The organism is Salinarimonas ramus, assembly GCF_014645695.1.
Taxonomy (GTDB): domain Bacteria; phylum Pseudomonadota; class Alphaproteobacteria; order Rhizobiales; family Beijerinckiaceae; genus Salinarimonas; species Salinarimonas ramus.
In genome coordinates this window covers 122,289-143,622 of record NZ_BMMF01000006.1, presented here as the reverse complement: position 1 = coordinate 143,622, position 21,334 = coordinate 122,289, and the positions used below count along the sequence as shown (strand labels likewise).

Below are 21,334 nucleotides of genomic sequence, written 5' to 3'. Positions count from 1 at the left end.
TGACGACCGTTCGAGGAGAATCTCGGTGCGTACCTACACCATTCCCGACATGAGCTGCGGCGGCTGCGCCAAGGCGATCACCCGAATCCTGCAGAAGCTCGACGAGGGCGCGCGCATCGACATCGCCGTCGACGACAAGCGCGTCTTGCTCGACACGCAGGCGAGCGACGCGGCCGTGCGCGAGGCGCTCGCCCGCGGCGGCTACGCGCCCGCCCCCGCCGCCGATTGACCCCGGTTCCCATCGCATCCATCCATCGAAAGACCTCGACAATGCGGTCCCTTCTCCTCCTCGCGGGCCTCGCCGGTGCGCTGGCCCTCGCCCAGCCGTCCCTCGCCCACCAGCACGCGGCGCACGGCGCCCACGGCGCGCACGGAGCGTCGCATGCGATCCCGGCGCCGGCCGATCCCGTCGTGGACGCGTTCCGCGCGGCGAACGCGCGCATGCACGCCGACATGGACATCCCGCTCACCGGCGATGCCGACGTCGACTTCGTGCGGGGCATGATCCCGCATCATCGCGGCGCCATCGAGATGGCCCGCATCGCTCTGGAGCACGGCGAAGATCCCGAGATCCGGGCCCTCGCCGAGGCCGTGATCCGCGAGCAGGAGCGCGAGATCGCCGAGATGGAGGAATGGCTGCGGGCGCGCGGCCACTGATCCCGGTCAGAAGCTCATCGGCGGCGCGTAGAAGCAGCGCTGCCGACCGTGCAGGACGCAGCGGTGGTAGGCGCCGTCCTTGCTGGTGCGCGCCTCGTCGAACGGCACGACCGTGCCGTCGTCGAGGCGATAGCCGGTGTCCGTGATGGAGACGAGCGCGGCGGGATAGGGCGCGCAGTCGCGATCGTCGCAGCACCACGCGTCGTACCAGGAATGCGCCGAGGCGGCGCCCGCACCGAGGCCGGCGAGACCGGCGGCGAGGAAGATGGCTTTCATGCGCAAGGCGAACCCTTTCGAGGCCCCCGAGCGCCCCCTGACGATGTCGGCCCGTTCTCGCCAAGCCCGGCCTTGGTCCGCGGGGCTCGCCCCCGCGTGACCGTCCGTCAACTCGCCCGACCCGGGACGGTTCGTGGGAAAGATCCGGCCTCGAGACCCCTCGCAAGTGCCCTCGATTGCGCCTAGGCTGGCAGCGCTACCCTTCGAACCTCCGGAGGCGCCGGTGCGCCCAGACGTCCCCCGCTCGCCGCATGCGCTCGTGCGTGTGATTTTCGTCCTCGTCGCCCTCGCGAGCGCCCCCGCTGCGGCGCTCGACTGCGCGGCGCCTCCCGTTTCGGACCGGATCGTCGCGATTCCCGCGCGCGGCGAGGTTCTGCTCGCGAGCGGCGCGACGCTGCGGCTCGCGGGGGTGCGGCTCGCAGACGCAGGCGCCTCCGGCGCCACCGCCCGCGCGGCGCTCGATCGGCTGATCGGGAGCGCCGTCACCGTCCGGATCGCGAACGCCGAGCCCGACCGCTGGGGACGCCTCGCCGGCAGCGTGACCCTCGCTCCGGGGGAGGGGTCGGGCCTGGATCTGGCGGAGGATCTCGTCTCCCGCGGCCTGGCGTGGGTCGATCCCGGCCCGGACGGTGTCGTGTGCCGCCCGGACCTCCTCGATATCGAGGCGGGTGCGCGGCGCGACGGGCGCGGCCTGTGGGCAGATTCCGCCGAGCGCGTGCTCGACGCCCAGGAGACCGAGGCGCTGGCCGCGCGCGAAGGGCGCTTCGCCGTCGTCGAGGGCGTGGTGCGCCGGGTGGGCGAACGGGAGCGGCGCACCTATCTCGATTTCGGCTGGTCGTGGACGAGCGGCTTCACCGCCATCGTCCCCGACGAGGTCCGCACGGCGCTCGAGGCGAAGGGGCTCGATGCGGAGGCGCTGGAGGGTCGACGAATGCGCGTGCGCGGTATAATCGAGGTGTGGCGCGGACCGGCCCTGCGCGTCGGGGCCGCGGAGGCGATCGAGATACTCCCGATGACGAGTGCACAGCCGCGGCGTCCCCTCCCATGACGAGAGCCTCAACCATCGTGCGGCTCGCGGCCCTCGCCGCGACGGGGCTCGGCCTCGCTGGCTGCAACATGATCTTCGGCTCGGAGCCGCGCACGCCGCCGGCCGCGCCGACGGTGACGGGCGTCGACACCGAGCACGAGCAGCTGGTGGCGAGCTTCGGCGGCGCCTACAGCGCTCCGCAGACCCAGGCGCTCATCGAGGAGATGACGCGCAAGCTCGTCGCCGCGACGGAGCGGCCGGACGCGCGCTATCGCCTCACCATCCTCGATTCGCCCGCCATCAACGCCTTCGCCCTCCCCACCGGGCGCCTCTACGTCACCCGCGGCCTGATCGCGCTCGCCAACGACAAGTCCGAGCTCGCCGCGGTCATGGCGCACGAGATCGCGCACGTGACGCTCGCCCACGCCGCCGCGCGCACGGAGTTGGAGGCGCGCTCGGTCCTCGTCAGCCGGGTCGTCTCCGACGTGCTGCGCGACCAGCGCGCGAGCGCGAGCATCCGCGAGACGTCGCGCTTCGATTTCGCGAGCTTCTCACGCGCCCAGGAGCTCGAGGCGGACGCCGTGAGCGTGCGCACGCTCGCGGGCGCGGGCTTCGACCCGTTCGGCGCCGCGCGCTTCCTCACCGCGCTCGATCGCTGGGTCGCCCTCGAATCGGGCCTGCCCGACGGCGGCGACGGCGGGCCGCCGAGCCGGCTCGCGACGCATCCCTCCACACCCGAGCGCGTGTCCGAGGCCCGCAACGCGGCCCGTCGCATCGGCGCGCCGGGGCTCGGCACGGACGATCGCGACATCTACCTCGCCGCCGTCGACGGCATCGCCTGGGGCGAGGACCCGCGCGACGGGCTCGTGCGCGGATCGCGCTACGTCAATGCGCGGCTGCGCATCGCCTTCTCGGCACCCGACGGCTTCACCCTCGACAACGCCTCGCGCGCCGTCCTCGGCGCCTCGCCCGACGGCGAGCGCCGCCTGATGTTCGACGCGGTGGAGCCCGGCGACGGGCAGAGCCTCGCCGACGTCGTGCGCGCCACCTGGACGGACGCCGTCGAGACCGGGACGGTTGAGGAGACGACGATCAACGGCCTGCCGGCGGCGGTGGCCAGCTCGCGGGGCGACGCCTGGCATTTTCGCGTCGCCGCGGTGCAGGCGGGCGAGGCGGTCTACCGGCTGATCTTCGCCTTCCGCCCGAGCGACCCCGGCGCCGAGGCGGCCTTCCGCGCGACGTTGTCGAGCGTGCGCGCGATCTCGGAGACCGAAGCGACGACGTTGACCCGGCTTCGCGTGCGCGTGATCACCGCTTCTCCCGGCGACACGCTGGAGACGCTGGCTGCGCGGATGCAGACGGACAAGCCGGTGGAGACCTTCCGCACCTTGAACGGGCTGTTCGAGCACACCCGCATCGAGGCGGGGCGGCGCTACAAGATCGTGACGGGGTGACGCGTTCAGGGGTGATCTGCGGCGGGGATCACCCCGCCGAGATCTCCGGGTGACGATCCGTCAGCGCCTTCTTCAGCTTCTCCAGCGCGCGGCTCTCGATCTGGCGCACGCGCTCCTTGGAAATGCCGAGGCGATCGCCCAGCGATTCGAGGGTCGCCTGCTGGTCGCCCAGGCGGCGCGCCTTGACGATGTCGAGCTCGCGCTCGTTGAGGCACGACAGCGCCGAGCGCAACCAGGTGACACGGCGCTCCGCGTCGATCGCCTCGCCCACCGTCTCGTCCTGGAGCGGGCCGTCGTCGACGAGGAAGTCCATACGCTCCGTCGGGTTGGCCGCGTCGGCGTCCGCCACCGGCGCGTTGAGCGAGGCGTCGGGGCCCGACAGGCGGGCGTCCATCGTCGCCACGTCCTTGAGCGACACGCCGAGCGCCTCGGCGATCTCGCCGTAGACCTCCTCCGACATGCGACTGTCGCCGGTGCGCGTCAGCTTGGCGCGAAGGCGTCGCAGGTTGAAGAAGAGCGCCTTCTGCGCCGAGGACGTGCCCCCGCGCACGATCGACCAATTGCGCAGGATGTAGTCCTGGATCGAGGCGCGGATCCACCAGGTGGCGTAGGTGGAGAAGCGCACCTCCCGCTCCGGCTCGAAGCGGGCTGCGGCCTCGAGCAGACCCACGTGGCCTTCCTGGATCAGGTCCGCCATCGGCAGGCCGTAATGCCTGAACCGTGAGGCCAGCGAGATCACGAGCCGCATGTGCGCGGACGTGAGCTTGTGCAGCGCCTCCTGGTCCTGCGCCTGCTTCCAGCGCACGGCGAGCGCTTGTTCTTCCTCGCGCTCCAGGAACGGCGCCGACATGGCGGCCCGGACGAACTGACGGCGAACTCCGGCGATCTCGGCCATAGCGTTCTCCCCATGCTCTTCAAGGGGATCTACGCGCACGCCTGCCATGTGGATCATCCCGGATCGGGATCATTCGCATGGAGCCGCTTGCACGGGTGCCGACAGCGCTCGCCGCGCAAAGAAGAGCCGGCGCGCCCTCGTGGACGCGCCGGCTCGATAATTCGTCCCACGAGAAGGCGCGGAACTCAGCCGATCGGCAGGCGGAAGGCGATGAAGCGGGAGGCGCCGTCGCGCTCCACGCGCACCAGCACCGCTTCGCGGCCGCTCTCGGCCGCGGCCGAGAGCGCCGTCTCGACGTCCTGCGGGTTCGCCACCGGCTCGCCGCCGACCTCGGCGATGACGTCGCCCTCGGCGATGCCCTTCTCGAAGGCCGGGCCGTCGGGGTCGACCTCGACCACGGCGACGCCGTCCATGTCGCCCTCGACCGGCGCGAGCTGGAGGCCGAGATCGTTGAACTCCTGCGCCTCCGGCTCGCGACCGGCGGTGACGACCTCCTCGGTCGGCATGCGCCCGATCGTGACCTCCAGGGTCTGGCGCTCGCCGTCGCGGAAGACCACGACCTCGACGCTCTCGCCGGGATCCATGAAGGCCACCGTGCGCGACAGGTCGCGGGCGTCCTCGATGTCCTCGCCGGCGACCTCGAGCACGATGTCGCCCACCTCGAGGCCGGCCTCGGCCGCCGGGCTGTCCGCCGTCACCTGGCCGACGATGGCGCCGCGCGCCTCGTCGAGGCCGACGCCCGCGGCGATGTCCTCGTTCACCGGCTGGATCTGCACGCCGAGGAAGCCGCGCTCGACCTCGCCCGTCTCGCGCAGCTGCGCGACGATGCGCTGGACGGTCTCCGAGGGGATCGCGAAGGCGATGCCCACGTTGCCGCCCGTCGGCGAGGAGATCGCCGTGTTGACGCCGATCACCTGGCCGGACTGGTCGAAGGCCGGGCCGCCGGAATTGCCCTGGTTCACCGGCGCGTCGATCTGCAGGAAGTCGTCGTAGGGGCCGGCGCCGATGTCGCGGCCGCGAGCCGAGACGATGCCCGCCGTCACCGTGCCGCCGAGGCCGAACGGGTTGCCGATCGCCACGACCCAGTCGCCGACGCGCGGCGCGGAGGGCGCGAACTCGACATAGGCGAACGGGTCGTCGCGCTCCTCGACCTTGAGGAGGGCGAGGTCGGTCTTGGGATCGGTGCCGACGATCTCGGCGTCGAGCGTCGTGCCGTCGTCCATGAGGACCTCGACGGTCTCCGCGCGCTCGACGACGTGGTTGTTGGTCACGAGATAGCCGTCGCCCGTGATGAAGAAGCCGGACCCCTGCGCGCCGCGGCGCGGAGCGGGCCCACGCGGGGCGAGGCCTTCGCCGCCGCCGCGGAAGCGCTCGAAGAACTCGTTGAGCGGATGATCGTCGGGCAGGTCCATGCCGGGCGGCAGGCCGGGCATGCCGCGGCCGCCGGCGACCTTCGCCTCGTCGCCGAGGCGCGTGCGGACCGAGACGACGGCGGGGCGCACGCGCTCCACCACGTCGGCGAAGGAGGGAACGCGCGCGTCCGGCGTCTCGAGCGTCAGCGCGCCCGACGGGCTCTCGCCTTGCGTCTGGGCCTGGGCCGGCAGCGTCGCCTGGAACGGGCCCGCGCCGAAGCCGGCGGCGCCGAGCGCGCCGATGCCGACGGCGGCGAGGAGCGCGGTGCGCCGGGACGCGACGCGCCGGGTCGTCGTGCGGTCGGGGGAGTTCGTGGTCATGGAACCTCTGTCTCTTCCGCTGATGAAGCGATCTGGAGGGCGCGCGGCCCTCGTCCGGGCGAGCGCCCGTGCCTCGACGCGAACGTCGGGCCTCGCGGGAGGTTCTAGACGCGCCGCACTGTCGCGGCCCTTTCCCGAAGATTAAGTCTTGGTAACCCAACGCGAAACGGCCGAGCTCTCGCCCGGCCGTCCTCGTCTTCGCGTCGTCTCGGCGTCGTCTCGGCGTCGTCTGAGGGCTCGCGTCAGCTCGAGCCCTGGTCGGAGCGCCGCGTCCCGTGGGAGCGCGATTGCGCGGGCGTCGCGCCGCCATGATCGAGGGCGCCCGACGACGGTGCCTTCGACGAGCGGCGCGGACGCATCCCCGCATCCGAATGGCGGTGCTCGGGGATCTCCGCATGGGGGTCGTTCTTGCGCTTCAAGTCGAGCGCCTTCTGCGCGAGCGTTCGCTGCTCGGTCTTGTCACCTGGCATGGCATCTGTCCTTCAGCGCTTCTTCTGCGCCGGCTCACCAGTAACGACTCGCTCGGCATCGGACAAATCCGAGACGTGCTCGTGGCCCATCCGCGTGTCGGCATGACCGTGGCCGTGCTGATCCGGATCGTTGTCGGAACCGGGTGCACCCGGACTGTCCTGCGGGGCGTAATCCTCGGGCGGGCGGCCGTGATGCTCGCCGAACGTGTCGGGCGTGGTCGAGGGCTCGCGCGTGAGCGGGCTCTGCTTGGGCGCGTGGCCCATCTCCTGGTTCCGCTTGAGCGCGGCGCGCGCCTTCTCTTCCTGAGAGCGGGGATCGTGCATGGGATCCTCCCGTGATGGTGGGGTCTCGACGTCTCGGGGTCGTGGGATCAACGCCGCGCGGATGCGCCCCGTTCCGATGACGGCCCGGAGCGCCCCGCGGCCCTCGCGACGCTTGTCGCGGCATGAACCTGCCCCTATGGTCCGGCGCGTTCGACGAAGGATCCGACACCCCGTGCGCCACATCTCCACCCGCGGCGAAGCTCCCGCCATCGGCTTCACCGACGCGCTCCTCGCCGGCCTCGCCCGCGACGGCGGGCTCTACGTGCCCGAGGCCTATCCGCACCTTCCGCGCGAGGCGATCGCAGGCTTCGCCGGGCTCTCCTTCGCGGAGACGGCCAAGCGCGTGATGGGCGCCCTCGTCGAGGGCGAGATCGAGACGCCGGCGCTCGACGCCATGATCGACGCCGCCTATGCGAGCTTCCGCCACCCGGCGACGTGCCCGCTCGTGCAGATCGACGACAACCTCTTCGTCCTGGAGCTCTTCCACGGCCCGACGCTCGCCTTCAAGGACGTGGCGATGCAGCTTCTCGGCCGGCTCATGGACCACGTGCTCAAGGCGCGCGGACAGCGCGCGACGATCGTCGGCGCGACGTCGGGCGACACGGGCTCCGCGGCCGTCGACGCCTTCTCCGGCCTCGACCAGGTCGACGTCTTCATCCTCTACCCGCACGGGCGCGTGTCCGACGTGCAGCGTCGGCAGATGACCACGGTCGACGCGCCCAACGTCCACGCGGTGGCGCTCGAGGGCACGTTCGACGATTGCCAGGCCATCGTGAAGGGCATGTTCAACCACGCCCGCTTCCGCGACGACCTGCTCCTGTCGGGGGTGAACTCCATCAACTGGGCGCGGGTCGCGGCGCAGGCGACCTACTACTTCACCTCCGCCGTCGCGCTGGGCGGGCCGCACCGGCCGATCTCGTACGCCGTTCCCACCGGCAATTTCGGTGACATCCTCGCCGGCGACATCGCCCGGCGCATGGGCCTGCCCGTGGCGGAGCTCGTGATCGCCTCGAACGCCAACGACATCCTGCCGCGGACGCTCGAGACCGGGAGCTACACGGTCACCGGCGTGATGCCGACGACCTCGCCCTCCATGGACATCCAGGTCTCCTCGAATTTCGAGCGCCTGCTGTTCGAGCTCTACGAACGCGACGCGGGTGCCATCCGCGGGCTCATGGGCGGCCTCGCCCAGAGCCGAGCCTTCGCCATCGCCGAGGAGCCCCTCGCGCGCCTGCGCCGGACCTTCTCGGCGACGTCCGTGCCCGAGGACGTCGTCGCCGCCGAGATCGGCCGCACCTGGCGCGAGGCGGGCTACCTCCTCGATCCGCACACCGCCATCGGCGTGGTCGCGGGCCGCGAGGGCCTCGCGCGCAATCCCGGCACGCCCATGGTGGCGCTCGCCACCGCGCACCCGGCCAAGTTCCCCGACGCGGTGGAGGCGGCGAGCGGCGTGCGCCCGCCCCTGCCGCCGCACATGGCCGACCTGTTCGATCGCGCCGAGCGTTTCGAGGTGCAGCCCAACGACCAGGGCGCCATAGAGCGCTTCATCCGCGCGCGCTCGCGCATACCCGGCGCGCGCGCACCCGGCGGCGGCGAGACGGGAGCCGCCTCGTGACCCTGCCTCGTCCCGACTACCGCGAGACGCGCCTCGAGAACGGCCTCACAATCGTCACCGAGGCGATGCCCCACGTCGCCACCGTGGCGCTCGGCGTCTGGATCGGCGCCGGCGCGCGCGACGAGGCCGAGGGCGAGCACGGGCTCTCGCATCTCCTCGAGCACATGGCCTTCAAGGGCACGGAGCGCCGCTCGGCCCAGGCCATCGCCGAGGACATCGAGAACGTCGGCGGCGACATCAACGCGGCGACCTCCGTCGAGTACACCTGCTACACCGCCCGCGTGCTGGGCGAGGACACCGCGCTCGCCCTCGACGTCCTGGGCGACATCCTCACCGCCTCGACCTTCGATCCCACCGAGCTCGAGCGCGAGCGCGGCGTGATCCTCCAGGAGATCGCCGCGGTGGAGGACGCGCCGGACGACCTCGTCGGCGACCTCTTCGTGGAGACGGCCTATCCGGGCCAGCCGCTGGGGCGTCCGATCCTGGGGCGGCCCGAGACCGTCTCCGCCTTCACGCCCGACGCGCTGCGCGGCTTCGTCGCGACGCATTACCGGCCCGAGCGCATGGTGATCGTCGCCGCCGGCGCCGTCGATCACGACGTCGTCGTCGACGCGGCGCATCGATTCTACGGCGTGACGCCCGCCGGATCGGGCCCGATCGCGCCGCCCGCCACCTATCGCGGCGGCGAGAAGCGGCTCCAGCGCAAGCACGAGCAGGTCAACCTGATGCTCGGCCTGCCGGGGCGCTCGTTCCGCGACGAGGATTACTACGCGACGCAGCTCTTCGCCCAGGTGCTGGGCGGCTCGATCTCCTCGCGGCTGTGGCAGGAGGTGCGCGAGAAGCGTGGCCTCGCCTATTCGGTGGACGCCTTCCACTGGCCCTTCTCCGACACCGGCGTGTTCGGCATCGGCGCCGGCTTCGCCGAGGGCGACGCCAAGGCCTTCATGGACGTCGCGATCGACACCCTGCGCGAGACGGCGGAGACGCTGACCGAGGTGGAGCTCGCCCGCGCCAAGGCGCAAGTGAAGGTCGGGCTCCTCGCCGCGCTGGAGACGCCCGGCGGGCGCATCGAGCGCCTGGCGCGCCAGATCCTCGCCTGGGGCCGCATCGTGCCCATGCACGAGCTCGTCGAGCGCGTCGAGGCGGTGGACGTCGAGGCCACCCGCGCCGCCGGCCGCGCGCTCCTGACGGGCGCCCCGACGCTCGCCGCCATCGGCCCGCTGAAGACGCTGCCGAAGTACGCCGCGATCGCGGGGCGGCTGCGGGGGTGATGATGCTTCGAGGGACGCTAGAACGCGCGGATCGGTGAGGTCTCCGAGCCCGTCGTCGACCGCAGGCTTCATCCTGAACGCCCACACCCCCGGCCCCTCTCCCTCGTGGAGAGGGGCCGGGGGTGTGGGGCGTCGGAGGCTCTCGGGCGGGTCGTCACATGCTCCCGACACGTGATCGAGTGGGTACCGAGCCGTCGACGTCTCGCCCCCATGGCCTCACGTCCCCAAGCCTGTCCATTCCCTTGCACGACTTACGAAATCGCCCCTGCGGACCTCCGCGGGTGAGACTTCGTTAACCCTGTCGCGGTCTCATGGTCACGCAGGCTGCGGGCGCTTCGTCCCGCGGTGCTTCCGTTGACGACCATACGCGCCCATGGTATCCCAAATCATCCCGTTCACGGTGCTTCGCCAGCCGCACGGACGCCGCTCACGCGGCCCCGCGCGCTCGGCCGTGGCATGTCGCACGGGGTCCGGCGGCGTACCTGCCGGGGGGCTCGGTACGGGGAGCGTCAGGGCGGCCGATGATCCGCTTCGTATCCAATTTCACGAATCGATTGGATGCGAAGGGGCGCGTGTCGATCCCGGCGACGTTCCGCGCCGTCCTGGCCAAGGACGGGTTCGAGGGGCTGTACGTGCATCCGGCGCTGGACGCGCCGGCGCTGGACGCGGGCGGCAATCGTCTGCTCGAGGAGATCGACGCGTTCCTCTCGGGGCTCACGCCCTATTCGGACGAGCGCGATCAGCTCTCCACGGCACTCTTCGGCACGAGCGAGATCCTGAAGGTCGATACGGAGGGACGAGTCATCCTGACCGAGAGCGTGAAGGCGCATGCGGGGATCGCGGACAGCGTGACCTTCGTGGGCCTGGGCCACAAGTTCCAGATCTGGGAACCCGAGCATTTTCGTGCGCATCTGGAGGAGGCGCGCACGAAGGTGCGGGAGCTCAAGCGATCGATCGGAACGGCCGCGCTCGGGTCGTCCTCCAGAGCGGGGGACGGCGCGGCGGGAGACGGTTCTTCGGGAGCACGGGTGCGATGACGGGCCGCGGCGACGGCCTGGCCGGAGCCGCTGGCGGACCGGCCCGTCACGTACCCGTGCTGCTCGAGGAAGTCGTCGCGGCCCTCGCGTCGGCCGAGGGCGGCACCATTCTCGACGGCACGTTCGGCGCCGGCGGCTACACGCGCGCGCTGCTCGACGCCCATCCGGCGACGCGCGTCGTCGCGCTCGACCGAGACCCGAACGCGATCGCGGCGGGCGCGGCCCTCGTCGCGTCCTACGCGCCGCGGCTCGCCCTCGTCGAGACCCGCTTCGGCGAGCTGGAGCGCGTCGCGCGCGAGGTCGCGCCGGAGGGGCTCGACGGCGTCGTCCTCGACATCGGCGTCTCCTCCATGCAGCTCGACGAGGCCGAGCGCGGCTTCTCCTTCCGCGCCGAGGGTCCCCTCGACATGCGCATGTCGGGCACGGGCCCGAGCGCAGCCGACATCGTCAACGAGGCCGACGAGACGACGCTCGCCGACATCTTCTACCATTACGGCGAGGAGCGCCGCTCGCGGGCGATCGCACGCGGCATCTGCGAGGCGCGCCGGCGCACGCCCTTCGAGACGACGACGCAGCTCGCCGAGCTCGTGGCGCGCTTCGTGCGCGCGGAGCCGCACGGCCCGCATCCCGCGACGCGCACCTTCCAGGGCCTGCGCATCGCGGTCAACGACGAGCTGGGCGAGCTCGTGCGCGCGCTGCACGGGGCGGAGCGGATGCTCAAGCCCGGCGGGCGGCTCGTCGTCGTCACCTTCCATTCGCTCGAGGACCGTATCGTCAAGCAGTTCCTCGCCGCCCGCGCCGGGCGCGTCGCGGCGGGCTCGCGCCATGTGCCCGTCGGCGAGCCGCCCAAGCCGAGCCTCCGGCTCGCGACCAAGGGTCCGGTGATCCCCTCCGAGGCGGAGCTCGCCGCCAACCCGCGGGCGCGCTCGGCCAAGCTGCGCGCCGCCGAGCGCCTCGACGCGCCGGCGCAGGCGCCGCTCGCCGCCATCGAGACCCTCGCCGCCCTCCCCGTCCACACGCGACAGCGAGCCCGTCGATGATCAAGATCCTGCACGTGGCGGCGATCGCGGGACTGATCGGCTCGGCCGTCTGGGCCTATTCCATCAAGTACGAGACGATCCGTCAGACCGAGGAGCTCGCGCGCCTCGAGCGCGCCATCGAGCGCGAGCGCGAGATGATCGCGGTGCTGCGCGCCGAGTGGGCCTTCCTCAACCGGCCGGACCGGGTCGAGACGCTCGCCGACGCGCATCTGCCGGAGGTGGTGCCCTTCTCCGTGGAGCATCTCGCGCGCTTCGAGGACCTGCCGGACCGCCCGCCGGACGCCGACGAGATCGGCGCCAAGCTCCAGGCGCTGGGCCTCGGCGCGCCCACCGCGACCCCCGGCACCACCGGCTCCGTCCCGCGCGCCACCGCGACGACGCCCACGACCCGCACGCCCGCGAGGTGATCCCGTGCTCCGAGACAATCGCACCGAGAGCCGCGCCGAGCCCCGCGAGGACGAGGACGACGTCCACCCCGCCGAGGAGAGCCGCGAGGCGCGCCCCGGCTTCGTGGGGCGCCTCTTCCAGATGCGCGCCGACAAGAGCCGGGCGCGCATCGCGCTCGGCATGGTCTGCTTCGGCGCGCTGTTCGCGGTGATCGCCGGCCGGCTCGTGATGCTCGGCATCGAGCCGGACGCCGAGAGCGGCCCGCGGCGCGCGGCCTCGAGCGAGATCGGCGCCGTGCGCCCCGACATCCTCGACCGCAACGGGGAGATCCTCGCCACCGACATCACCATGGTCTCGGTCTTCGCCGAGCCGCGCAACATCATCGACCCCGACGAGGCGACGGAGCTCCTCACCGCGGTCTTCCCCGACCTCGACGCGACGAAGCTGCGCGACGAGCTCTCGACGGATCGCGGGTTCATCTGGGTCAAGCGCGAGATCACGCCTCGCCAGCAGGCGGAGGTGCATGCGCTGGGCATCCCCGGCGTGGGCTTCCTGCCCGAGAACAAGCGGGTCTACCCCAACGGCGTCGCCGCCGCCCACGTGCTCGGCTTCGCCAACATCGACAACGTGGGCATCGCCGGCATCGAGCAGTGGATCGACCGCGAGGGCCTCGTGCTCACCGCCGACGAGATCGCACCGGGCGAATCGCCCGATCTCGAGCCCGTGCGCCTCGCCCTCGATCTGCGCGTCCAGCACGCCATGCGCGAGGAGCTCGTGGCGGCCGTGGAGAAATTCTCCGCCATCGCCGCCGCGGGGCTCGTGCTCGACGTGCGCACGGGCGAGATCATCAGCCTCGTCTCGCTGCCCGACTTCGACCCGAACGTCCCCACCGACGCCCTCCAGGCGGACCGGATCAACCGGATCAACGTGGGCGTCTACGAGATGGGCTCGGTGATGAAGGCGGTGACCACCGCCATGGCGCTCGAATCGGGACGCTTCACCATCAATTCCGTGCTCGATGCGCGCGGCTCGCTGCGCTTCGGGCGCCAGTCCATCAGCGATTATCGCGGCGAGAACCGGCCGCTGACCGTGCCGGAAGTGTTCATCCACTCCTCCAACATCGGCACGGCGCGCATGGCGCTGACGCTCGGAGCCGACTATCAGCGCGAGTTCCTGCGCGAGCTCGGGCTCATGGACCGCCTGCGCACGGAGCTCGCGGAGAGCGCGGCCCCGCTGCTGCCGCCGCGCTGGGGCGACGTGACGACGGCCACCGTCTCCTTCGGCCACGGCATCGCCGTCCAGCCGCTCTCGGCGACGATGGCCACCGCGGCCATGGTCAACGGCGGCTACCTGATCCCGCCGACCTTCCTCCAGCGCTCGGAGGACGACGCGCAGGCCATCGCCGACCAGGTGATCTCGCGCGAGACCAGCGAGGCGCTGCGCTACGTCATGCGGCTCAACGCCGAGCAGGGCTCGGCCCGCTCCGCCTCCGTCGCCGGCTTCTACATCGGCGGCAAGACCGGCACGGCGGAGAAGGTGGTCAACGGGCGCTACGATTCGAACCGGCGGCTGAACACCTTCTTCGCGGTCGCGCCGGCGGACGATCCGCGCTATCTGTTCCTCACCATCCTCGACGAGCCGAAGGCGCTGCCGGAGACGCACGGCTTCGCGACGTCGGGCTGGAACGCCGCCCCGACCACCGGCAAGATCATCGAGCGCGTCGCGCCCATGCTGGACATCCCACCCCGCTTCGACCCGCCCGCCGCGCCCTTCCCCACCATGGCGCGCCTCGGCGCATGGGGGACGACGCGGTGAGCGGCCTGCGCCTCGGCGATCTCGTCGGCTGCGTCCCCGCGGAGGAGGCAGGGCGCCTCGTCACCGGCGTCTCGGTGGACAGCCGCACCGTCGGGCCGGGGCACCTCTTCGTCGCCGTGCCCGGAACGAAGGTCGACGGCCTGCGCTTCGCCGCGAGCGCAGCCGCGGCCGGTGCCGTCGCCGTTCTCGGCGAGGGCGAACGGCCGGAGGACCTGCCGGCGGACGTGACCTACGTCCGCGTGGGCGACGCGCGCACGGCCCTGGCGCGGGCGGCCTCGCGCATGTATCCGCGCCAGCCCGAGACCGTCGTCGCCGTCACCGGCACCGCCGGCAAGAGCTCCGTCGCCGACTTCGTGCGTCAGATCGAGGCCGCGCGCGGCAAGGTCTCCGCGAGCCTCGGGACGCTCGGGATCGTCACCTCGTCCGGCGCCTCCTACGGCGGGCTGACGACGCCCGACCCGGTGGCGCTCCACGAGACGCTGGAGCGCCTCGCCACGGACGGGATCACGCATCTCGCCATGGAGGCCTCCTCCCACGGGCTCGACCAGAAGCGCCTCGACGGCGTGCGCCTCGCCGCCGCCGCCTTCACCAATCTCGGGCGCGACCATCTCGACTACCACACGACGATGGACGCCTATTTCCACGCCAAGATGCTGCTCTTCCGCGCCCTCCTCGCCGCGGACCGCCCGGCGGTGGTCAACGCCGACGGCGACTGGTCGGACAGGGCGATCGCGGTGGCGCGCGAGACGGGCAGGCGCGTGCTGACCACGGGCCGCGCCGGCGAAACACTGCGCGTCGTCTCGGCCGAGCGCGCGGGCTTCTCGCAGCGCCTCGAGATCGCACACGAACGCGGCACGACGCGTGTCGACCTTCCCCTCGTCGGCGCCTTCCAGATCGAGAACGCCCTCGTCGCAGCCGGCCTCGTCATGGCGGTTGGTGCCGAGCCCGAGGAGGCGCTGCTCCCGCTCGCGCATCTCGTCGGCGTCAAGGGTCGGCTCGAGCGCGTGGGCGAGACGAACGGCGCGCTCTGCGTGGTCGACTACGCCCACAAGCCGGACGCGCTGCGCAACGTGCTCGCCACGCTCCGCCCGCTCGCCACGGGCAAGCTCGTCGTCGTCGTCGGCTGCGGCGGCGATCGCGATCCGGGCAAGCGCCCCATCATGGGTCGCGTCGCGGTGGAGGGCGCCGACGTCGCCATCGTCACCGACGACAATCCCCGCAGCGAGGATCCCGCGACGATCCGCGCCGCCATGATGGCGGGCGCGCCCGGTGCGCGGGAGATCGGCGATCGCGCCGAGGCGATCCGCGCGGGTGTCGCCATGCTGGAGCCGGGCGACGTCCTCGTCGTCGCCGGCAAGGGTCATGAAACCGGCCAAATCGTGGGCGACCGGACGCTGCCGTTCTCCGACCACGAGGAGGTCCGGGCGGCGATCGAGGCGAGGATGCGATGACGACCGAGACCGCCCCACCGCTCTGGACGGGCGAGGATGCCCGCGCCGCCACCGGCGCCATCCCGCACGGCACGCCGCCGGCGCGCATCACGGGCGTCTCCATCGACACCCGCACGCTGGAGCCGGGCGACCTCTTCGTCGCCATCGTCGGCGAGACCAACGACGGGCACGACTACGTCGCCCAGGCCTTCGCCAAGGGCGCCGCCGCGGCGCTCGTCGCGCACGATCGCGCCGAGACGCTGGCGGGCCATGGCCCGCTTCTGGCGGTGGAGGACACGCTGCGCGGGCTCGAGCGGCTCGGCCGCGCGGCGCGGGCGCGCACGCGGGCGAAGATCGTCGCGATCACGGGGTCGGTCGGCAAGACCGGCTCGAAGGAGGCGCTGCGCCTCGCGCTCTCGCGCTCGGGCCGCGCGCACGCGGCCGCGGCGTCCTACAACAATCATTGGGGCGTCCCGCTGACGCTCGCCCGCATGCCGGCGGACACCGAGTTCGGAATCTTCGAGATCGGCATGAACCACGCGGGCGAGATCGCGCCGCTCTCGCGCATGGTGCGCCCGCACGTCGCCATCGTGACGACGGTGGAAGCCGTGCACATCGAGAACTTCCGCGACATCCGCGGCATCGCCGACGCCAAGGGCGAGATCTTCCTCGGCCTCGAGCCCGGAGGCGTCGCCGTGATCAACCGCGACAATCCCTTCTGCGAACGCCTGACGATGCTCGCCTCGGCCAGCGATGCCGGGCGCATCCTCACCTTCGGCGAGGACGAGCGGGCGGACGTGCGCGCCGTCACCATCGTGACGAAGCCCGACCTCTCCATCGTCGACGCCCGGGTGCTGGGCGAGCGCCTCGCCTATCGCATCGGCATGGCGGGCCGGCACATCGCTCTCAATTCGCTGGCCCTCGTCGCCGCCGCCAAGGCGCTCGGCGTCGACGTGGCGCTGAGCGCGCTCGCGCTGGGCGACGTCGACCCGCCCGCGGGGCGCGGCGCCCGCAAGGATCTCGCCGTGCCGGGCGGCACGATCACCCTCGTCGACGAGAGCTACAACGCCAACCCCGCCTCCGTGCGCGCAGCGCTGGAGACGCTCGGGCAGATGGAGCTGCCCTGGCGCGGGCGGCGCATCGCCGTTCTCGGCGACATGCTCGAGCTCGGCCCCGACGGGCCGCGCCAGCACCGGGAGATCGCGGGCGTCGCGCTCTCCGCCGGCATCGATCTCGTCTTCACCGCGGGTCCGCTGATGAAAGGCCTCCACGGCGCCCTCCCGCCCGAGCGCCGCGGCGGCTGGGCCGAGACCTCGGATGCGCTGGCGCCCACCGTCCTCGGCGCGCTCCGGCCGGGCGACATCGTGATGATCAAGGGATCGCGCGGGGTGCGCACGGAAAGAATCGTCAAGGCGATCGAGGAGCGCTATAGCGAGGCCGCAGCGAAGACCGCAACGCCTCCCGCGGCCGCCCAGGCGGCGGGCCGAGGATAACCCGTTCCCATGCTCGTCTGGCTCTCCGAATTCTCCGACACGCTCGGCCTGCTCAACGTCCTGCGCTACATCACCTTCCGAACGGGGATGGCGACGGCGACGGGCTTCCTCTTCGTGTTCTGGTTCGGCCCCGCGATCATCGCGGCCCTGCGCATGCGCCAGGGCAAGGGCCAGCCGATCCGCGAGGACGGCCCCCAGTCGCACCTGCTCACCAAGCGCGGCACGCCGACGATGGGCGGGCTGATGATCCTCGCCGGCCTCATCGTCTCGACGCTGCTCTGGGCGGATCTCGAGAACGCCTACGTCTGGGTCGTGCTCTTCGTCACGGTGGGCTTCGGCGCCATCGGCTTCTACGACGATTATCTCAAGGTGACGAAGCAGTCCCACAAGGGCTTCTCGGGCCGCTCGCGCCTCGCCATCGAGGCGCTGATCGCGGGTGCCGCCGTCGTCGCCATCGCCTACGCCTCGACGCCGGCGCTCGCGAACCACCTCGCTCTGCCCTTCCTGAAGGACGTGCTGCTGAACCTCGGCTGGTTCTACGTGATCTTCGGCGCGATCGTCATCGTCGGCGCCGGCAACGCGGTGAACCTGACGGACGGTCTCGACGGCCTCGCCATCGTGCCGGTGATGATCGCCACCGCGAGCTTCGGCTTCATCGCCTATCTCGTCGGCAACGCCATCTTCGCCAACTACCTGCAGATCCACTTCGTGCCAGGAACGGGCGAGCTCGCCGTGATCTGCGGGGCGCTCATCGGCGCGGGGCTCGGCTTCCTGTGGTTCAACGCGCCGCCCGCGCAGGTCTTCATGGGCGACACGGGCTCGCTCGCGCTCGGCGGGCTGCTCGGCACGATCGCGGTGGCGACGAAGCACGAGATCGTGCTCGCCATCGTCGGCGGCCTCTTCGTGCTCGAGGCGGCCTCGGTCATCATCCAGGTCGTGTCCTTCAAGCTCACGGGACGGCGCGTCTTCAAGATGGCGCCGATCCACCACCATTTCGAGCAGCTCGGGTGGACGGAGCCGCAGGTGGTGATCCGCTTCTGGATCATCGCCGTCGTGCTCGCCATGGTCGGGCTCGCCACGCTCAAGCTGCGCTGAGGGGACGATCGCCATGACGCCCGCCACCACCTTCTCGGGGCGGACGGTCGCCCTCTTCGGCCTCGGGGGCTCGGGGCTCGCCACGGCGAAGGCGCTCGTCGCCGGCGGTGCGATCGTCGCCGCCTGGGACGACGCGCAGGCCAAGCGCGACGAGGCGGCCGCCGCGGGTGTGCCGGTCGTCGACCTCGCGAGCGCGGACTGGTCGGCCTACGCCGCCCTCGTGCTCTCGCCGGGCGTGCCCCTCACCCACCCCGCCCCGCACTGGACGGTGGAGCGCGCGAAGGCCGCCGGCATCGAGATCATCGGCGACATCGAGCTGTTCTGCCGCGAGCGCCGCCGGAGCGCGCCCGACGCGCCCTTCATCTCCATCACCGGCACGAACGGGAAGTCGACGACGACCGCGCTCCTCGCCCACATCCTGCGCGAGGCCGGCATCGAGGTCGCCATGGGCGGGAACATCGGCACGCCGATCCTCGACCTCCCCCCGCCCTCGGACGAGCGGGTGCACGTGGTCGAGGTCTCCTCCTTCCAGATCGACCTGACGCCCTCCATCGATCCGACGATCGGCTGCCTCATCAACATCACGCCTGATCATCTCGATCGCCACGGCACGCTCGAGGACTACGCCGCCATCAAGGAGCGCCTCGTCGCAGGCGCGCGCACGGCGCTGGTCGGCGTCGACGACGATCCGACGAACGCCATCGGCAAGCGTCTCTCGCAGCGCGAGGGGGCGGACGTCTACCCGGTCTCGGCGCAGGGCGAGCGCCCGTGGGGCTTTTTCGCGCTCGGCCGCGAGATCCGCGCACGCAATGCCGGGGAGACGCTGGAAGAGGCGCTCGTGCTCGCCGACATCGAGGGCGTGGAGAGCCTGCGCGGGCGCCACAACGCGCAGAACGCCGCCTTCGCCTGCGCCGCCGCCTGGCTCGCGGGCGTGCCGCCCGAGGCGATCCGCGCGGGCGTGCGCACCTTCCCCGGCCTCGCGCACCGCATGGAGCAGGCGGGGACGCGCGGGCGGGTGCGCTTCGTCAACGATTCGAAGGCGACCAACGCCAAATCGACCGAGGTGGCGCTCGCCGCGTTCGAGCGCGTCCACTGGATCCTCGGCGGCAAGCCGAAGGCCGGCGGCATCTCGGCGCTCGCCCCGCATTTCGGCAAGATCGCCAAGGCCTACCTCATCGGGGCGGCGACGGAGGCGTTCGCGGCGACGCTGGAGGGGCACGTCCCGTTCGAGCGCTGCGGCACGCTGGACGTCGCGGTGGCGCGCGCGGCCGCGGACGCGGCGGCGACGGGGGAGGACGAGGTCGTCCTGTTCTCCCCGGCCTGCGCCTCCTACGACCAGTTCCGGAACTTCGAGGAGCGCGGCGAGCGTTTCAAGGCGCTCGTCGCCGCCCTTCCCTGAGCAAGCGCCTCAGGCGGCCCTCTTCTGGTAGTCCTTGATGTCCGTGAAGCGGATCTGCGGCCAGCGCTCCTCGTCGTAGCGTAGCGAGAAGGGCGAGGGTGCGAGGAAGACCGGCGCGCCGTCGAGGTCGTCCGCCATGGCCGAGCGATTGGCGTTCATGAACTCGTCGAGCTTGCGCTCGTCCTCCGACGCGATCCAGCGGCACACGGAGAAGCGGGTCTGCTCGTAGTCGATCGGCAGCGAATATTCCGCCTGGAGCCGCTCCTTGAGCACGTCGAGCTGCAGCGCGCCGACGACGCCGACGATTGCGCCCGAGCCGTCGTGCGGCACGAAGAGCTGGACGACGCCCTCCTCGGCGAGCTGCTGGAGCGCTTCCTTGAGCTTCTTCGCCTTCATGGCGTCGGAGAGCTTCACGCGCCGCATGATCTCGGGGGCGAAGGACGGCACGCCGCGAAACACGAGATCCTCGCCCTCGGTGAGCGTGTCGCCGATCCGCAGCGTGCCGTGGTTGGGAATGCCGACGACGTCGCCGGCGAAGGCCTCGTCCGCCACCGCGCGATCCTGCGCGAAGAAGAATTGCGGCGCCGACAGCGTGATCGGCTTGCCGGTGCGCACGAGCTTCGCCTTCATGCCGCGCTGGAGCCTCCCCGAGCACACGCGCATGAAGGCGATGCGGTCGCGGTGGTTGGGGTCCATGTTCGCCTGGATCTTGAAGACGAAGCCCGTCATCTTCGGCTCCGCGGCCTCGACCGCGCGCCCGTCGGCATCCTGCGCACGCGGCGGCGGCGCGACGGCGCCGAGCGCGTCGATGAGATCGCGCACGCCGTAATTCCTGAGCGCCGAGCCGAAGAAGACCGGCGTCAGGTGCCCCTCGCGGAAGGCGGCGAGGTCGAAGGCGTTGAGCCCCTCGCGGGCGAGCTCCACCTCCTCGCGAAAGGTCGCGCGCTCGGCGGGATCGGGCAGGAGCTCGTCGAAGAGCGGGTCGTCGGGCCCCGACACGCTGCGGGGCACGACCTCCTCGTCGAGGCCGCGGACCGTGCTGCGCACGAGGTCGTAGGTCCCGGCGAAGGAGCGCCCGCGGCCGATCGGCCAGTTCACCGGAGCGGTGTCGAGGGCGAGCGTCTTCTCGATCTCGTCGAGGAGATCGAACGGGTCGCGCGTCTCGCGGTCCATCTTGTTGACGAAGGTGACGATCGGGATGTCGCGCAGGCGGCAGACCTCGAAGAGCTTGCGCGTGCGCGCCTCGATGCCCTTGGCCGCGTCGATCACCATCACGGCGGAATCCACCGCGGTGAGCGTGCGGTAGGTGTCCTCCGAGAAGTCCTCGTGGCCCGGCGTGTCGAGCAGGTTGAAGACGTGCCCGCCGTACTCGAACGTCATCACCGAGGTGACGACGGAGATGCCGCGGCTCTTCTCGATGGCCATCCAGTCCGAGCGCGTGGAGACGCGGTTGCGCTTGGCCTTCACCTCGCCGGCGAGCTGGATCGCGCCGCCGAACAGGAGGAGCTTTTCCGTCAGCGTCGTCTTGCCGGCGTCCGGGTGCGAGATGATGGCGAAGGTTCTGCGCGCCGAGACGGGATCGGCGGCGGGGCGTGCGGCGTCGGTCATCGCGATACGATCGGCTTTCGGGAAAACGTGACGCCTCAGATGGGGCAGAACGCGGCAAAACGCAAATCCGGCTCTGCCGGGAAGATGAACGGAAAGGTCGAGAAAACGCGGAAAACGCCACTTTCGGCTGGATCTGCGAGTGTCGAACCGCTACGTTTCTGCAATCGAGCGGAACGCCAAGGACGGGTCAGCGTCCCGTACCGGGAGATCGGCTCCCGGTGCCTGCGGGCGACAGCCTCGCTCGATCGTTGGAGGATGTGCGATGAAGTGGGACATCCCACGCATCAGCGTGTCCATCACCCTGCGCT

At 71.6% G+C, this 21,334-nt stretch carries 20 protein-coding genes; 14 read left to right on the top strand and 6 right to left on the bottom strand.

Annotated features, from left to right (window positions below):
* The first annotated feature begins 25 nt into the window (after window positions 1-25).
* Both IEX89_RS11725 and copM read left to right on the top strand, forming a co-directional pair.
* Complete coding sequence (locus tag IEX89_RS11725) at window positions 26-229, top strand: heavy-metal-associated domain-containing protein (protein WP_188913099.1); 204 nt, start codon at window positions 26-28, stop codon at window positions 227-229.
* A gap of 41 nt (window positions 230-270) precedes the next feature.
* On the top strand, window positions 271-657 hold the full coding sequence (copM, locus tag IEX89_RS11720) for a CopM family metallochaperone (RefSeq protein WP_188913097.1): 387 nt from the start codon (window positions 271-273) through the stop codon (window positions 655-657).
* Between the two features lie 6 nt (window positions 658-663).
* Here the strand turns inward: copM and IEX89_RS11715 are convergent, their stop codons facing one another.
* A complete protein-coding gene (locus IEX89_RS11715) occupies window positions 664-933 on the bottom strand; it encodes a hypothetical protein (protein WP_188913095.1) in 270 nt (89 codons plus the stop codon).
* Window positions 934-1,156: 223 nt separating this feature from the next.
* Here IEX89_RS11715 and IEX89_RS11710 point away from each other — a divergent pair, with 223 nt between their 5' ends.
* Together IEX89_RS11710 and IEX89_RS11705 are read left to right on the top strand one after the other, a co-directional pair.
* Entirely contained in the window at window positions 1,157-1,981 is an 825-nt protein-coding gene (locus tag IEX89_RS11710; protein ID WP_188913093.1) for a thermonuclease family protein, read from the top strand.
* Window positions 1,978-3,414, top strand: a complete 1,437-nt coding sequence (locus tag IEX89_RS11705) for a M48 family metalloprotease (protein WP_188913091.1) — start codon at window positions 1,978-1,980, stop codon at window positions 3,412-3,414. The genes IEX89_RS11710 and IEX89_RS11705 overlap by 4 nt, the downstream gene beginning before the upstream one ends.
* 28 nt (window positions 3,415-3,442) lie before the next feature.
* On the opposite strand, the gene IEX89_RS11700 is transcribed toward IEX89_RS11705, so the two are convergent.
* The 4 genes from IEX89_RS11700 to IEX89_RS11685 form a co-directional block, all read right to left on the bottom strand.
* The gene (locus tag IEX89_RS11700) at window positions 3,443-4,309 is read right to left on the bottom strand and encodes an RNA polymerase factor sigma-32 (RefSeq protein ID WP_188913089.1); all 867 of its coding nucleotides are present in this window, start codon (window positions 4,307-4,309) and stop codon (window positions 3,443-3,445) included.
* Between the two features lie 185 nt (window positions 4,310-4,494).
* Window positions 4,495-6,042 (bottom strand): Do family serine endopeptidase, encoded by a 1,548-nt coding sequence (locus tag IEX89_RS11695; RefSeq protein ID WP_188913087.1) that lies wholly within the window; start codon window positions 6,040-6,042, stop codon window positions 4,495-4,497.
* Between the two features lie 242 nt (window positions 6,043-6,284).
* Window positions 6,285-6,512, bottom strand: a complete 228-nt coding sequence (locus tag IEX89_RS11690) for a hypothetical protein (RefSeq protein WP_188913085.1) — start codon at window positions 6,510-6,512, stop codon at window positions 6,285-6,287.
* Window positions 6,513-6,524: 12 nt separating this feature from the next.
* The gene (locus IEX89_RS11685; protein WP_188913083.1) at window positions 6,525-6,836 is read right to left on the bottom strand and encodes a hypothetical protein; all 312 of its coding nucleotides are present in this window, start codon (window positions 6,834-6,836) and stop codon (window positions 6,525-6,527) included.
* Window positions 6,837-6,972: 136 nt separating this feature from the next.
* On the opposite strand from IEX89_RS11685, the gene thrC reads away from it, so the two are divergent.
* The 10 genes from thrC to murD all read left to right on the top strand — a co-directional run bounded on the left by thrC (window position 6,973) and on the right by murD (window position 19,418).
* Complete coding sequence (gene thrC, locus IEX89_RS11680) at window positions 6,973-8,451, top strand: threonine synthase (RefSeq protein WP_373290575.1); 1,479 nt, start codon at window positions 6,973-6,975, stop codon at window positions 8,449-8,451.
* On the top strand, window positions 8,448-9,722 hold the full coding sequence (locus IEX89_RS11675; RefSeq protein ID WP_244645322.1) for a M16 family metallopeptidase: 1,275 nt from the start codon (window positions 8,448-8,450) through the stop codon (window positions 9,720-9,722). Before thrC ends, IEX89_RS11675 begins: the two co-directional genes overlap by 4 nt.
* Window positions 9,723-10,243: 521 nt before the next feature.
* Window positions 10,244-10,759 carry a division/cell wall cluster transcriptional repressor MraZ gene (gene mraZ / locus IEX89_RS11670; protein ID WP_188913079.1) on the top strand — a complete coding sequence of 172 codons (516 nt, stop codon included), beginning with the start codon at window positions 10,244-10,246 and terminating at the stop codon, window positions 10,757-10,759.
* A complete protein-coding gene (rsmH, locus tag IEX89_RS11665) occupies window positions 10,756-11,799 on the top strand; it encodes a 16S rRNA (cytosine(1402)-N(4))-methyltransferase RsmH (RefSeq protein WP_188913077.1) in 1,044 nt (347 codons plus the stop codon). Before mraZ ends, rsmH begins: the two co-directional genes overlap by 4 nt.
* A complete protein-coding gene (gene ftsL / locus IEX89_RS11660) occupies window positions 11,796-12,206 on the top strand; it encodes a cell division protein FtsL (RefSeq protein ID WP_188913075.1) in 411 nt (136 codons plus the stop codon). Before rsmH ends, ftsL begins: the two co-directional genes overlap by 4 nt.
* 4 nt (window positions 12,207-12,210) lie before the next feature.
* Complete coding sequence (locus IEX89_RS11655) at window positions 12,211-14,001, top strand: peptidoglycan D,D-transpeptidase FtsI family protein (protein WP_244645319.1); 1,791 nt, start codon at window positions 12,211-12,213, stop codon at window positions 13,999-14,001.
* A complete protein-coding gene (locus IEX89_RS11650; protein WP_188913073.1) occupies window positions 13,983-15,452 on the top strand; it encodes a UDP-N-acetylmuramoyl-L-alanyl-D-glutamate--2,6-diaminopimelate ligase in 1,470 nt (489 codons plus the stop codon). The genes IEX89_RS11655 and IEX89_RS11650 overlap by 19 nt, the downstream gene beginning before the upstream one ends.
* Window positions 15,449-16,924 carry a UDP-N-acetylmuramoylalanyl-D-glutamyl-2,6-diaminopimelate--D-alanyl-D-alanine ligase gene (locus IEX89_RS11645; RefSeq protein WP_188913071.1) on the top strand — a complete coding sequence of 492 codons (1,476 nt, stop codon included), beginning with the start codon at window positions 15,449-15,451 and terminating at the stop codon, window positions 16,922-16,924. The genes IEX89_RS11650 and IEX89_RS11645 overlap by 4 nt, the downstream gene beginning before the upstream one ends.
* A 9-nt stretch (window positions 16,925-16,933) precedes the next feature.
* Window positions 16,934-18,019: a phospho-N-acetylmuramoyl-pentapeptide-transferase gene (gene mraY, locus IEX89_RS11640; RefSeq protein WP_188913069.1), complete on the top strand. Its 1,086-nt coding sequence runs from the start codon at window positions 16,934-16,936 to the stop codon at window positions 18,017-18,019.
* Between the two features lie 13 nt (window positions 18,020-18,032).
* Window positions 18,033-19,418: a UDP-N-acetylmuramoyl-L-alanine--D-glutamate ligase gene (gene murD, locus IEX89_RS11635; protein ID WP_188913067.1), complete on the top strand. Its 1,386-nt coding sequence runs from the start codon at window positions 18,033-18,035 to the stop codon at window positions 19,416-19,418.
* 9 nt (window positions 19,419-19,427) lie between these two features.
* On the opposite strand, the gene IEX89_RS11630 is transcribed toward murD, so the two are convergent.
* Entirely contained in the window at window positions 19,428-21,026 is a 1,599-nt protein-coding gene (locus IEX89_RS11630) for a peptide chain release factor 3 (protein WP_188913065.1), read from the bottom strand.
* Window positions 21,027-21,334: the final 308 nt, after the last annotated feature.